We start from the raw sequence: 12555 nt of genomic DNA on the forward strand, positions 1-12555 counted from the left end.
TTCCCCATGTCGAGACAGCCCATGCAGCGCCCGTTCCGCCAACAAGGCTTCACCCTCATTGAAGTGCTGGTGGCGCTGGCGATCATCGCCGTGGCGATGTCCGCCGCGGTGCGCGTGGCCGGTCTGATGACCCAGAGCAACGGCCTGCTGCGCGATCGCTCCGTGGCCCTGCTGGCCGCCCAGAGCCGGCTGGCCGAGCTGCGCCTGGAGGGTCGGCTGGGCACGGGACGCAAGTCCTTCGAGTGCGATCAGGGCCGCCTGGCCCTGCGCTGTGATCAGACCATCGGCCCGGCCGGCAGCCCACGGCTGTGGCGGGTCGAGATCCTGGTAATGGACCGGCACCACGAAGGGCCGCCGCTGGCGCGCCTGGAAACCCTGATGAGCCTGCCCGACCTCAAGGCCGCGTCAGTTGCGGCAGGAACGGCGCTTCGCTGAGCCGGGTCACCGCCAGGTGCAACTTCTGCGAGCCCTGCTCGATCAGAATGCCGTCGCGCTCGATCGCCAGCAGCCGTACGCCCTGGCCCAGCCGCTCACCGGCGAGATAGCTGCGCGGCGGGCCATCGTTCAGGCTGAGGATCGCCACCGCGCCACGCGAGCTGGCCATCACCCCGGAGACCTTGATGTCGAGCCGGGCCGGCTGGTTGGAAAACCACTGCAAGGCCGGATTGTCGCTGCGCGTCGCCGCCACCGCCGGCTGAGCCGCGGGCACCTGGGACACGGCCGGCGTCAGCAGCAGCGTCGACCAGACCAGCACACCGGCCAGGGCGGCGAGCAGGGCCGCCGACTGAACGATCTGCACCGGGGAAAAGCGCGGGGTCCATTGCATGCTTGAGGCTCCTTTTCTATCGGTCTGCGCCACAACGAAGGGCCCACAGGGGCACGTCCGAACAGCCTACCGGGCAATTCTCACGTTTTTATTTCACACGCCCATCATCTTTGCCAGGCAGCATGGAGCCAGCCTCGAGGAGCCTTGTCGAATGGATGCCCTACGCCCCGCCCAGGCGGGTTTCACCCTGATCGAACTGATGGTGGTGCTGGTGATCGTCGGCATCGCCAGCGCCGCCATCAGCCTGAGTATCCGGCCCGACCCACGGCAACTCTTGCGCAAGGATGCCGAGCGCCTGGCCCAGGCTATCCAGGTGGCCCAGGCCGAAGCCCGCGCCGATGGCCGGCCGATTCTCTGGCTGAGCGACCGCCAGGGCTACCAGTTCATCCGTACCGATGGCCAGGGCGGCAAGGAGCAGTTCGACGCAGACCCGCAACTGCGTCCGACCCGCTGGCAGAGCGCATCGATACAGGTGCAGCGGGATCGCGACAGGCCCCTGATACTCGACGCCGAGTGGATTGCCCAGCCCATGCGCCTGTCGCTCTCCGATGGACTGCACAGCATTGGCGTGGTACGCAGCGCCAACGGCGAGGTGCACGTGCAATGAAGCGCCAGGCCGGTTTTACCCTGATCGAGGTGATGATCGCGCTCATGCTCATGGCGGTGGTCAGCCTCATTGCCTGGCGCGGCCTGGACAGCGTCAATCGCACCGACGAACACCTCAGGCGCAGCAGCGCGCAGACCCAACAGTTGCTGGCCGCGCTGGGCCAACTGGAGCGTGACGTGGCGCTGCGCGCCGGGATCGAGCTGGTGGAACCGCTGCCGCCCGACCAGGCACCTTCGCCGTCGGCCGGGCCAGTTCCGTTGAGCGTGCGCAGCGCCGAGGGCAAGGGCTTTCGGCTGGACCTGATTCGCGCGTCGCCGCAGCAGGATGGCCGCCTGCAGAGGGTGCGCTGGTGGTTGAAGGGCGGGACGCTTTACCGGTCGGCGGCAGAGGCGCGCTCGAGGTTTCCGCTACCGGCCCCGCAGGACGGGGTGGCGGTGCTGGAACAGGTGACCTCGATGGACCTGCGGGTGTGGCAACCGGGCAAGGGTTGGCGGCCGTTGAGTGGCAATCGCCAGGACAATCCGACAGGGCTGGAGATCAACCTGGTGCGGGATACGCCACAAGGCGGGGAGCGCTATCGGCAGGTGTTGGGGCCGTTGGAGTGAATCCGGGAAGTGGGTGGAAGATGGGCGGGCCCACAATACTCAACTGAGCAACACCACCCCACCCGGCAATTCGGTGCACTTGGCCCCATAAGCATCGCGAATCAGCAACGCCACCCCCGCCAACTGATCCAGGCTGAACCGCGCCTGCACCTTGCGCTTGCCCAGTTCACTGTTGAGCAACACCAGCATGCCCGGTCGATAGCGGTTGATCTCGCTGATCACCGTGGCCAGGGTCGCATCGTTGAACACCAGCATCCTGTTGCGCCAGGCAATCACCGCCGTCGGGTCGACAGTCTGCGGCTCGCCGGCCTGGCGGGTGTCGTACACCAGTTGCCGGCCGCCCTCCAGGCGGAAACGCCGGCCCAGCACCTCCACCGTCAGGGTACCTTCGATACAGGTGACACAGACGCTCCGGTCGAGGTTGCGCAGATTGAAGCGCGCCTGTTCGGCCGTCATCAGTCCGCCGCCGGCCTGGACTTTGACCGGTCCCCGGGTCCGCGCCAGCACCTCGACCTCGCCACTGAGCAGTTCGATCCGCGTATCACCGTTGTCCGATGGCAGCCGGTTGATCCGGGTCTGGGTATTGAGCTCCAGGCTGACGCCATCGGCGAGGTCGACGCGCCGTTGCTCGCCGACCTCGGTGCGATAGTCCGCCCCCAGGCCGGAGAAACCGCCCGGCACGGTGCCGCGGACCAGGAAAAACGCCGCCGATGCGGCAATCGCCCCCCCCAGGAAGGCCCGGCGCCCGAAATGCCGGGCCCGTGGTGGATGCTGCAGGTGTTCGAGAGCCGGTTTGAGCGACTGCCACAAAAGCTTGGCCTGTTCGAAGGCCCGGGCGTGCTCGGGGCTCTGTTCGCACCATTGGCGCAAGGCCCGCGCATCGGCGACGGTGGCCTGGCCGGAGGTCAGGAGAATCAGCCAATCCCGGGCTTCGCTCTGCAGGCGGGCGCTCGGGCCGGCCCGCAATGGGGTAATGGAAGTCGTGTTCAAGCGCACAGGTACTCACGAAGATTTCGCTGATGTATGACTAAGACGGTTTTCCCGCCCCGGGACCGAACCGCTGAATCACTTTTCTTTCCAGACGGGCCGCACAATGCCCCAGGGCGGCCTTCAGTTCCTTCTCGACCATGCGCGTGGAAATACCGAAACGCTGGGAAATCTCCAGGTGAGGCGCCTCCTCCAGGCGGGCGGCGATGAAGATCCGCCGGCGTCGGGCCGGCAGTTCGTACAACGCGTCGAGCAGCGCCTGAATCTCCTTCTGGCCACCGACCACCCGCTCCGGGTCAAGGGCCTCGTCACTCAGGTGCAGCAGTTCCTCGACCTCTTCGCCGGTGAGCAGGCGCGCATCGGCCTGGCGGCGGTCGGCGGCGATGTTCAGGGCCATGCGGTACAGGTAGGCGTTGGGCTGGGTCAGGTTCAGCGGCGGCTCCATGCGGTCGACCCGCAGGTAGGTCTCATGCAGCACGTCATTGGCCAACTCCTCCGACCCCAGCCGGCGGCGCAGGCGCAGCTTGAAATCGTCGTAGGAGGTCAGGAACAACCGGACCATCGGACTGTGCCCGATATTCTTCATACCCCAGCGGCTCCCTTTGGTGCTGTGCAATCCATGCTCGTTCCTGCTGAATCCGGCGTTAAAAGAAGGGTCACCGGCTGGCGCAGCGACGACGGGGCCGAACGCTCGACCCGCACCGTACGCAAACGCTCGACCAGCGCCCCATCGCGCTGAACATCCCCGGTCGAACTGACCAGACGGCTGTGCTGCAGGGCACCGTCCTGGCCGATCCAGACCTGCAATACCGCCCGGTAGGTGCCGGGACGGGTCAAGGGGACGGCGCACAGGGCCTGCTCGATGGCCTGCTGGATCGCCCGTGCGTAACTGCCGGCCAGGGCCCCGCCCTTGCCGGCCGGCGCCCGGGCCGACGACTCGCTGACCTGGGCCACCTGCAGGGTGAAGGCGTCGGCACGGGCATAACGCGCCATCAACCCGCTGCCGGTGAGCAACAGGGCCAGGGCCTCGCCGGCCCGGTAGTGGCCGTGTACCGCCAGGGAGCGGCGGGCCCGGGTCAGGTCGCGGTCGACCAGCACCGCCATGCCGGTCTGGCGACTGAAGGCATCCAGCGCACCGGCCAGGTCCTGGGCAGCGATATCGAACTCGACACGGGCCTGTGGATCGACCTTCAGCGGCTCGGCCGCCAGGCAGACGGGCGCCTGCCCGGCCAGCAGCGCAGCCAGGGCGATGAGTAGCGGACCCAGGCGAAAAAACGACAGACGCACGGCCACGGATCGAAGTCCCTGCACTGCTGACGTGTCCCTGAAAACCGTCATCCTGAGGGCTGTTTATGAACCTGGTATGACGGTCGCCGCAAAAAAACCATCACCCAGGCCGGCCGGGCTTTGCACTAGACTTCAGGGCACCAGGACCGCCGCCGCGCGGTCAGCCAGGAGGCCACATGAAAGCCCTTTCACGTCTTGCCAGCATGCTTCTGCTCGCCACCCTGCCCGGCCTGGGCCACGCCGCACAGGTTGAGCCGAGCGGTTGCGTCGAAGTCAGCGTCGACGGCTACAAGGCACCGGACTACTCGTGTCTGAGCCAGCAGATGAGCAGCCCGGAAAACCGCGAAGCCAGGCGCCGCAACCTGGAAGCGACGAGCCCGGATATCCGCACAAAGGCACCGAACCAGGTCGGCCTGGCCACGCCAGCCGCCACCCACATACGCATGGGCAATACCTTCGGCACCTCGGTCAAGCCGCAGCGGCCGGTTTCGGGCCAGTAGCACCACCGCAATTGGCCCGTGGGTTTTGCCGGAAATTGGCTATAGGTGCGCTCGCCTGCCGCCTCTACTCTTGTTCACGCCGCCCTGCTTATCGGGGGGGCCGTCCAAACAGGAGAACCGCCAATGTCTGTCCAGGCGACCAATACCCTTCGATTCAAGGCCGCCCCGGGGTGCAGCGCCGAACTCGGGCGGCGCCTGGAAACGCTGGCCGAAACCCTGCGCCATGCCCCCGGCTGCCTGGACTACGCGGTGACTTGCGCGGGCGAACCCGGCGAGTGGACCGTCACCGGCCACTGGCAGTCCCCCGCAGCGCTGCAGGCGCATTTCCAGTTGCCGGCCCTGCAAGGCTTCATCGACCTGCTCGGCACCCGATTGGCCTGGCGCATCGACTTGCAGCACTGAAGTCGGTGCCAGCAGCGCTTTGAAGCAGGCAGCAGGGAGAAGCCTGGGAATTTTGCAGTGACCGTGATGACGCTTTCGCGGGCAAGCCCTGCTCCTACAGGGCTATGTCGTACACACACTCGTGTACACCACCAAACTGTAGGAGCAGGGCTTGCCCGCGAAGCTTTTGATCTTCGGCCCCGTTCCCGGCAGGCTGAGTGGAGGTCAGTCGGCAACCCCCAACCGCCCCACCCCGACCCGCTCCTGGCGAGTCCGCGTCGCCAGGCAGTAGTACAGCGGACAAGTCACCACCAACCCCACCAGCCACGACAGATCCGCCCCCTCGACCAGATTGGCATAGGGCCCGACATACAGCGACGTGTTGGCAAACGGCAACTGCACCAGAATCCCGATGAAATACGCCACGATCGCATGCAGATTGAAGCGCCCGTAGATCCCCCCATCCGCACTGAAGATCGAGGCAATGTCGTACACCCCGCGCTTGATGAGGTAGAAGTCGATCAGAAACGCTGGCCGAAACCCTGCGCCATGCCCCCGGCTGCCTGGACTACGCAGTGACTCGCGCGGGCGAACCCGGCGAGTGGACCGTCACCGGCCACTGGCAGTCCCCCGCAGCGCTGCAGGCGCATTTCCAGTTGCCGGCCCTGCAAGGCTTCATCGACCTGCTCGGCACCCGACTGGCCTGGCGCATCGACCTGCAGCACTGAAGTCGGTACCAGCAGCGCTTTGAAGCAGGCAGCAGGGAGAAGCCTGGGAATTTTGCAGTGACCGTGATGACGCTTTCGCGGGCAAGCCCTGCTCCTACAGGGCTATGTCGTACACACACTCGTGTACACCACCAAACTGTAGGAGCAGGGCTTGCCCGCGAAGCTTTTGATCTTCGGCCCCGTTCCCGGCAGGCTGAGTGGAGGTCAGTCGGCAACCCCCAACCGCCCCATCCCGACCCGCTCCTGGCGGGTCCGCGTCGCCAGGCAGTAGTACAGCGGACAAGTCACCACCAACCCCACCAGCCACGACAGATCCGCCCCCTCGACCAGATTGGCATAGGGCCCGACATACAGCGACGTATTGGCAAACGGCAACTGCACCAGAATCCCGATGAAATACGCCACGATCGCATGCAGATTGAAGCGCCCGTAAATCCCCCCATCCGCACTGAAGATCGAGGCAATGTCGTACACCCCGCGCTTGATGAGGTAGAAGTCGATCAGAAACGCTGGCCGAAACCCTGCGCCATGCCCCCGGCTGCCTGGACTACGCGGTGACTTGCGCGGGCGAACCCGGCGAGTGGACCGTCACCGGCCACTGGCAGTCCCCCGCAGCGCTGCAGGCGCATTTCCAGTTGCCGGCCCTGCAAGGCTTCATCGACCTGCTCGGCACCCGATTGGCCTGGCGCATCGACTTGCAGCACTGAAGTCGGTGCCAGCAGCGCTTTGAAGCAGGCAGCAGGGAGAAGCCTGGGAATTTTGCAGTGACCGTGATGACGCTTTCGCGGGCAAGCCCTGCTCCTACAGGGCTATGTCGTACACACACTCGTGTACACCACCAAACTGTAGGAGCAGGGCTTGCCCGCGAAGCTTTTGATCTTCGGCCCCGTTCCCGGCAGGCTGAATGGAGGTCAGTCGGCAACCCTCAACCGCCCCACCCCGACCCGCTCCTGGCGGGTCCGCGTCGCCAGGCAGTAGTAAAGCGGACAAGTCACCACCAACCCCACCAGCCACGACAGATCCGCCCCCTCGACCAGATTGGCATAGGGCCCGACATACAGCGACGTGTTGGCAAATGGCAACTGCACCAGAATCCCGATGAAATACGCCACGATCGCATGCAGATTGAAGCGCCCGTAGATCCCCCCATCCGCACTGAAGATCGAGGCAATGTCGTACACCCCGCGCTTGATGAGGTAGAAGTCGATCAGATTGATCGAAGCCCACGGCACCAGCACCAGCAGCAGCGCCAGGATCAGGCCGATGAAGTGCGAGATGAAGTCCGCCGAAGCGCCCAGCGCCACCAGGCAGCAACCCGCCAGGATCACCCCGGACAACAGCACCCGTACCTTGATGCTCGGCGTCCAGTGCCCGGCGAAGGTCTGGATCGAGGTCACGATCGACAGCACCGCGCCATACAGGTTGAGGGCGTTGTGGCTGATGATGTTGAGCAGGAACAGCACCATCAGGATCGGCCCCAGCCAGCCGGTGGCCTGCTTGACCGCCAGCATCGCCTCGGTGCCCTCGGGCGTGGCCAGTGCCGCCACCGCGCCAAAGGAGAACGACAGGATGGTCCCCAGGGACGCGCCCAGGTAGGTCGCCCAGAACGGCCGGCTGATGCCGATGTCGACCGGCAGGTAGCGTGAGTAGTCTGAGACATAGGGCGAGAAGCTGATTTGCCAGATCACCCCCAGCGATACCGTGGCCACCCAGCCGGACAGGTTGAAACCGCCCCGGCTGAAGAAGTCCGCCGGCAGGTCGTGGGCGAAGATGTAGATGAACCCGGCCAGCAAGGCGCCGCCCATGACCCAGGTACCCAGGCGGTTCAGGCTGTGGATGAAGCGGTAGCCGATCACGCCGATGGCGGTGGCGCCCAGGGCACCGATCAGCAGGCTGGCCGACATCGGCATCGACGGCACGATCCCGGTGATCGACTTGCCCGCCAGGACGATATTGGAAATGAAGAAGCCGATGTAGATGATCGCCGCGAAGAACACGATCAGCAAGGCGCCGTAACGACCGAACTGGCCACGGCTCTGGACCATCTGCGGAATGCCCATCCTGGGCCCCTGGGCCGATGCCAGGGCGATCACCAGGCCGCCGACCAGGTGCCCGAGGGCGATGGCGACCAACCCCCAGAACAGGTTGAGGTGGAACACCTGCACCACCATCGCCCCGGTGACGATCGGCAGGGGCGCGATATTGGTACTGAACCACAGGGTAAACAGGTCACGCGCCTGGCCATGGCGCTCGGCCAACGGCACGTAGTCGACCGTATGCTGTTCGATCAACGGATCTTGCTGGGACATAGTCATGAACTCGGTTCTGTCTGTTCTTATCTTTGTGCGAAGCCAAACCAGGGGGTGCTCTGCGGCACCGCCCAATGAACACCATATTATGGTATTCCAAAAAATCCACAAGACTGATCCGCATTTCCTGACGGCATCTGATCCGCAATTCTACTCCGAAAAAACCCGGTAGAATCAACTGAAAGCCCCGTAAACATTGGGATTTCGTCAAATGATTAAACGTTTGTCGGCCTCCTGAAAAAGCCCTTGCAAAGACAGAATTACGGTATACCATCAGACAATAATTCAACAAAAATGCCGCTGGCGGCGGCCGAGGTTTCTCCAATGATCGACGCAACCCTCTACAAGCAAGTCATGGGCTCGTTCCCGTCCGGTGTCACCGTGATCACCACCCTGGACGACGACGGCCAGATCGTCGGCCTGACCGCCAGCGCCTTCAGTTCGCTGTCGATGGAACCGGCGCTGGTGCTGTTCTGCCCCAACTACAGCTCCGACTCGTACCCGCACCTGATCAGGAGCAAGCGTTTCGCCATCCACGTGCTGTCCGACGCCCAGCAGAAGGAGGCCTATGCCTTCGCCCGCAAGGGCAAGGACAAGGCGCAGGGCATCGAGTGGAGCCTGAGCGAGTTGGGCAACCCGCTGCTGGGCAACGCCACGGCGATCATCGAGTGCGAGCTGTGGCGTGAATATGAGGGCGGCGACCATGCGATCATGGTCGGCGCGGTGAAGAACCTGATCGTGCCGCAACGTGACTGCGGCCCGCTGGTGTATTGCCACGGCAAGATGGGATCTCTGCCCGCCGTGGCCTGATCGACCGGCCTTGCTGCGGCAGTGCCCGTGGGCACCGCCGCGCTCCCCCGCCTCAGGTCCGGAAGCGCCGGACCCACTGATTCAGGGTTTCGGACAGGTGCGTCAGGTTCTGCGCATCCTGACTGGTCGAGTCCGCCAGATCCGCCACCAACTGCGCATCGCCATGAATCTGGCTGATGTGCCGGTTGATGTCCTCGGCCACCTGGTGCTGCTCTTCGGCCGCCGTGGCGATCTGGGTGTTCATGTCGCGGATGACGTCCACCGACTCACGGATCAGCTCGAAACTGGCCCGCGCCTCATTGATCGACACCACGGTTTCCTGGGACACCTCCAGGCTGGCGTGCATCTGCTGGCCCATCTGCTGGGTACGACGGGCCAGGGTGCCGAGCAGCTCATCGATCTCGCCGGTGGAGTCGGCCGTGCGCTTGGCCAGCGCCCGCACCTCGTCGGCGACCACGGCAAAACCGCGACCCTGCTCACCGGCACGGGCGGCTTCGATCGCCGCGTTGAGCGCCAGCAGGTTGGTCTGCTCGGCAATCGAGCGGATGGTGCCGAGAATCGACTGGATGTCATTGCTGTCCTGCGCCAGTTGCTGCATGGCCTCGGCCGACAGGCCGATCTCCTGGCTCAGCCGGTCGACCTTGTTCACCGCCGTCTCGATCTGCTTCTGCCCGCTGTGGGCCTGGCGCTGGCCGTTGTCCGCCGAGTCGGCGGCCTGGTTGCAGGAGCGCGCGACCTCATTGGAGGTGGCGACCATTTCATGGAAGGCGGTCGAGACCATGTCCACCGCCTCGCGCTGGCGCGCGGCGACCTCGGCCATTTCCCGGGACACCGCGGTGGTGCTGCCGGAGGTGCTGTGGATCTGCACCGCCGCCTCGCCGATACGCTGGATCAGGCTGCGGATCGCCTCCAGGAACTGGTTGAACCAGCCCGCCAACTGCGCGGTTTCATCGCGCCCACGCACCTGCAGCCGTGCAGTCAGGTCACCCTCGCCCTGGGCGATGCCTTCCAGGCCATTGGCCACCCCACGGATCGGCCGCACGATCAGGCCGGCGAAAAACGCCCCGGCAAAAGCGAACAGCACGGCGCAGACGACCGCGATGGCGGCGATGATCCAGGTCAGGCGTGTGACACCGGCCATCACCTCGCTTTCGCGCACCAGGCCGACGAAGCGCCAGCCCAAGGCCTCGGAAGGCTGGACGTTGGCCATGTAGCGCTCGCCGGCCAGTTCGACCTCGACCAGCCCCTTGCCGGCCTTGGCCAGGGCCGCGTAGCCATCGCCCAGTTGGCTGAGGTTCTTGAAGTTGTGCTCGGGCTGTTGCGGGTCCACCAGGACCTTGTCGCTGCCTTCGGTGAGCATCAGGTAGCCACTGTCCCCCAGGCGGATCTGCTTGACCAGGTCGGTCAGTTGCTTGAGCGAAACGTCGATGTTGACCACCCCGCCCTGCTCGCCCAGGCGATTGGCGAAACTGCGCACCGTGCTGACCAGCACCACGTTATCCGCAGCCCAGTAGTAGGCACCGGTGCGCAGGGTCTTGCCCGGTTGGGCCATGGCCGCCTGGTACCAGGGACGGGTACGCGGGTCATAGTTGGCGAGATTGGGATCTCCCGGCCAGAACACATAGCCGCCCTCACGGGTACCGAGGGACAGATAGCTGTAGGCCGGATGGCTCTTGGCCAATTGCGCGAACAGCCGGAACACCTGCTGGTCCTGCTCGCCCATGGCAACTTTCGGTGCCTCGGCATCCAGATAGCGCTTGAGCTGGCCATCCACATTGTGCAGTTGAGGGGCTTCGGCGAGGAACTCGACGTTCTGGGTGATGCCCTCGAAAAACAGCTGCATAGCGTTCTCAACCTGGCGGATTTCCCGGCCACTGCTGTCCAGGAACGCCTCGCGGGCCTCGTTGCGCAGGTTGATGATGATCAGGACTGCCACGAGGATGACAGGCAAGGCGGCAATTGCGGCGAATGCCAGGATCAGTTTTTGTTTTATGTTCATCGGGTAGGACGCGTTCCTTGTCAGGTGAGTGCGAGTCGTCGGTGAGAAAACTTTTGCAGACATTCCATATTATGGTATACCAATAACCTATCGATGAGCCAGTTTCTCTGGCCGACTCGAACCCGCTTGAACATATCCGGCAGCGCCCCGCGCGCCATCCAGGCAACAGGCCCGCAGTCGACCGGCCAACTACAAGAGACCCGAGGTAAGCGTCATGAAATTTTCCCTGTTCGTGCACATGGAACGCTGGGACGAAAGCGTCAGCCACCGCCAACTGTTCGAAGACCTCACCGAACTGACGCTGATGGCCGAAGCCGGTGGTTTCAGCACCGTGTGGATCGGCGAGCATCACGCGATGGAATACACCATCTCGCCCAGCCCGATGCCGCTGCTGGCCTACCTCGCGGCCCGCACCACCACCATCCGCCTGGGCGCCGGCACCATCATCGCGCCGTTCTGGCACCCGCTGCGGGTCGCCGGCGAATGCGCCCTGCTGGATGTGATCAGCAACGGCCGGATGGAAGTCGGCCTGGCCCGTGGAGCCTACCAGGTCGAATTCGATCGCATGGCCGGTGGCATGCCGGCCTCCTCCGGTGGCCTGTCCCTGCGGGAGATGGTTCCGGTGGTCCGTGCCCTGTGGCAAGGCGACTACGCCCACGATGGCGAGATCTGGAAGTTCCCCACCTCCACCAGCGTGCCCAAGCCGGTCCAGCAGCCCAACCCACCGATGTGGATCGCCGCCCGCGACCCGGACTCGCACAACTTCGCCGTGGCCAACGGTTGCAATGTCATGGTCACACCGCTGATGAAGGGCGACGAGGAAGTGCTAGACCTGAGGAACAAGTTCCAGACCGCGCTGGACAACAACCCCGGCGTGCCACGTCCGCAACTGATGGTGCTGCGCCACACCCACGTGCACGCCAAGGACGATCCGCAAGGCTGGAAAGTCGGCGCCACGGCGATCAACCGGTTCTACCGCACCTTCGATGCCTGGTTCGGCAACAAGCAGGTGCCGCAGAACGGGTTCCTCGCCCCGAGCCCGGAAGAAAAGTTCGCCGAGCGCCCGGAGTTCGAACTGGAGAACATCCGCCGCAACACCATGATCGGCACGCCGGAGGAGATCATCTGCCGCCTGCGCTACTACCAGGAACTGGGGGTCGACGAGTTCAGCTTCTGGTGTGACAACAGCCTGTCGCATGCCGAGAAGAAGAAGTCCCTGGAACTGTTCATCCAGCACGTGGTGCCGGCGTTCCGCTGAAGTCCTCCATAGCCCCCCTTGCGGGAGCCGGCTTGCCAGCGAAGGCGCTCTTGAGTGCGCCAGAAGCTTCGCGGGCAAGCCCGCTCCCCCAGAGGAGTTACTCTCGTCACAGGGGTGTGATTTTCCGGCCAGGCTGCTGCGCTATGTCACACCGCCGGCCGCTGCGCAGGTGCTATATTCCCGTCACTCCGCCAGCGCCCCGGGCCTTGCCCCGAGGCGCTGGCGATCTTTTGGCTACAGACGACGGTGACGCATTCC

At 64.7% G+C, this 12555-nt stretch carries 15 protein-coding genes and 3 pseudogenes; 9 read left to right on the forward strand and 9 right to left on the reverse strand.

What is annotated here, in order from left to right:
- The first annotated feature begins 21 nt into the window (after positions 1-21).
- Positions 22-435 (forward strand): type II secretion system minor pseudopilin GspI, encoded by a 414-nt coding sequence (gspI, locus tag ACM62G_RS29505; protein WP_419736275.1) that lies wholly within the window; start codon positions 22-24, stop codon positions 433-435.
- Here gspI and ACM62G_RS29510 read toward each other — a convergent pair.
- Positions 395-826: a type II secretion system protein N gene (locus tag ACM62G_RS29510; protein ID WP_419736276.1), complete on the reverse strand. Its 432-nt coding sequence runs from the start codon at positions 824-826 to the stop codon at positions 395-397. The two genes, gspI and ACM62G_RS29510, sit on opposite strands and share 41 nt — an antisense overlap.
- A gap of 151 nt (positions 827-977) precedes the next feature.
- Here ACM62G_RS29510 and gspH point away from each other — a divergent pair, with 151 nt between their 5' ends.
- Positions 978-1433, forward strand: coding sequence for a type II secretion system minor pseudopilin GspH (gene gspH, locus ACM62G_RS29515; RefSeq protein WP_273826461.1), 456 nt, complete (start codon positions 978-980; stop codon positions 1431-1433).
- A complete protein-coding gene (locus ACM62G_RS29520; RefSeq protein WP_419736277.1) occupies positions 1430-2038 on the forward strand; it encodes a prepilin-type N-terminal cleavage/methylation domain-containing protein in 609 nt (202 codons plus the stop codon). The genes gspH and ACM62G_RS29520 overlap by 4 nt, the downstream gene beginning before the upstream one ends.
- A 39-nt stretch (positions 2039-2077) precedes the next feature.
- On the opposite strand, the gene ACM62G_RS29525 is transcribed toward ACM62G_RS29520, so the two are convergent.
- From ACM62G_RS29525 to ACM62G_RS29535, 3 genes are read right to left on the reverse strand one after another with little or no spacing between them, the layout of a single operon-like run.
- Entirely contained in the window at positions 2078-3028 is a 951-nt protein-coding gene (locus ACM62G_RS29525) for a FecR family protein (protein WP_273826459.1), read from the reverse strand.
- Positions 3029-3065: 37 nt separating this feature from the next.
- Positions 3066-3611, reverse strand: coding sequence for an RNA polymerase sigma factor (locus ACM62G_RS29530; RefSeq protein WP_054061534.1), 546 nt, complete (start codon positions 3609-3611; stop codon positions 3066-3068).
- Positions 3608-4318, reverse strand: coding sequence for an STN domain-containing protein (locus tag ACM62G_RS29535; RefSeq protein ID WP_273826458.1), 711 nt, complete (start codon positions 4316-4318; stop codon positions 3608-3610). The genes ACM62G_RS29530 and ACM62G_RS29535 overlap by 4 nt, the downstream gene beginning before the upstream one ends.
- Positions 4319-4488: 170 nt before the next feature.
- Here ACM62G_RS29535 and ACM62G_RS29540 point away from each other — a divergent pair, with 170 nt between their 5' ends.
- Together ACM62G_RS29540 and ACM62G_RS29545 are read left to right on the forward strand one after the other, a co-directional pair.
- Complete coding sequence (locus tag ACM62G_RS29540; protein WP_419736278.1) at positions 4489-4812, forward strand: hypothetical protein; 324 nt, start codon at positions 4489-4491, stop codon at positions 4810-4812.
- A 123-nt stretch (positions 4813-4935) separates the two neighbouring features.
- Entirely contained in the window at positions 4936-5214 is a 279-nt protein-coding gene (locus ACM62G_RS29545) for a putative quinol monooxygenase (RefSeq protein ID WP_301602151.1), read from the forward strand.
- A 204-nt stretch (positions 5215-5418) separates the two neighbouring features.
- On the opposite strand, the pseudogene ACM62G_RS29550 reads toward ACM62G_RS29545, so the two are convergent.
- Positions 5419-5718, reverse strand: a pseudogene (locus ACM62G_RS29550) (cytosine permease); the annotation flags it as partial.
- Positions 5719-5768: 50 nt separating this feature from the next.
- Between ACM62G_RS29550 and ACM62G_RS29555 the strand changes: the two are divergent.
- The gene (locus tag ACM62G_RS29555) at positions 5769-5921 is read left to right on the forward strand and encodes a putative quinol monooxygenase (RefSeq protein ID WP_419736279.1); all 153 of its coding nucleotides are present in this window, start codon (positions 5769-5771) and stop codon (positions 5919-5921) included.
- A gap of 204 nt (positions 5922-6125) precedes the next feature.
- Here the strand turns inward: ACM62G_RS29555 and ACM62G_RS29560 are convergent.
- Positions 6126-6425 (reverse strand): annotated as a pseudogene (locus ACM62G_RS29560) (cytosine permease); the annotation flags it as partial.
- Positions 6426-6475: 50 nt separating this feature from the next.
- Between ACM62G_RS29560 and ACM62G_RS29565 the strand changes: the two are divergent.
- Positions 6476-6628 carry a putative quinol monooxygenase gene (locus ACM62G_RS29565; RefSeq protein ID WP_419736280.1) on the forward strand — a complete coding sequence of 51 codons (153 nt, stop codon included), beginning with the start codon at positions 6476-6478 and terminating at the stop codon, positions 6626-6628.
- A gap of 204 nt (positions 6629-6832) precedes the next feature.
- Here the strand turns inward: ACM62G_RS29565 and ACM62G_RS29570 are convergent, their stop codons facing one another.
- Positions 6833-8230 carry a purine-cytosine permease family protein gene (locus ACM62G_RS29570; protein WP_419736281.1) on the reverse strand — a complete coding sequence of 466 codons (1398 nt, stop codon included), beginning with the start codon at positions 8228-8230 and terminating at the stop codon, positions 6833-6835.
- A 324-nt stretch (positions 8231-8554) separates the two neighbouring features.
- Between ACM62G_RS29570 and ACM62G_RS29575 the strand changes: the two genes are divergently transcribed.
- Positions 8555-9040: a flavin reductase family protein gene (locus ACM62G_RS29575; RefSeq protein WP_273825711.1), complete on the forward strand. Its 486-nt coding sequence runs from the start codon at positions 8555-8557 to the stop codon at positions 9038-9040.
- A 52-nt stretch (positions 9041-9092) separates the two neighbouring features.
- Here ACM62G_RS29575 and ACM62G_RS29580 read toward each other — a convergent pair whose 3' ends face one another.
- Both ACM62G_RS29580 and ACM62G_RS29585 read right to left on the reverse strand, forming a co-directional pair.
- Positions 9093-9860 (reverse strand): methyl-accepting chemotaxis protein, encoded by a 768-nt coding sequence (locus ACM62G_RS29580; RefSeq protein ID WP_419737580.1) that lies wholly within the window; start codon positions 9858-9860, stop codon positions 9093-9095.
- A gap of 138 nt (positions 9861-9998) precedes the next feature.
- Positions 9999-11102, reverse strand: a pseudogene (locus ACM62G_RS29585) (cache domain-containing protein); the annotation flags it as partial.
- A gap of 151 nt (positions 11103-11253) precedes the next feature.
- Between ACM62G_RS29585 and ACM62G_RS29590 the strand changes: the two are divergent.
- Positions 11254-12297, forward strand: a complete 1044-nt coding sequence (locus ACM62G_RS29590) for an LLM class flavin-dependent oxidoreductase (protein WP_419736282.1) — start codon at positions 11254-11256, stop codon at positions 12295-12297.
- Positions 12298-12555: the final 258 nt, after the last annotated feature.

The organism is Pseudomonas sp. COR18 (genome assembly GCF_048568395.1).
Classification (GTDB): domain Bacteria; phylum Pseudomonadota; class Gammaproteobacteria; order Pseudomonadales; family Pseudomonadaceae; genus Aquipseudomonas; species Aquipseudomonas fuscovaginae_B.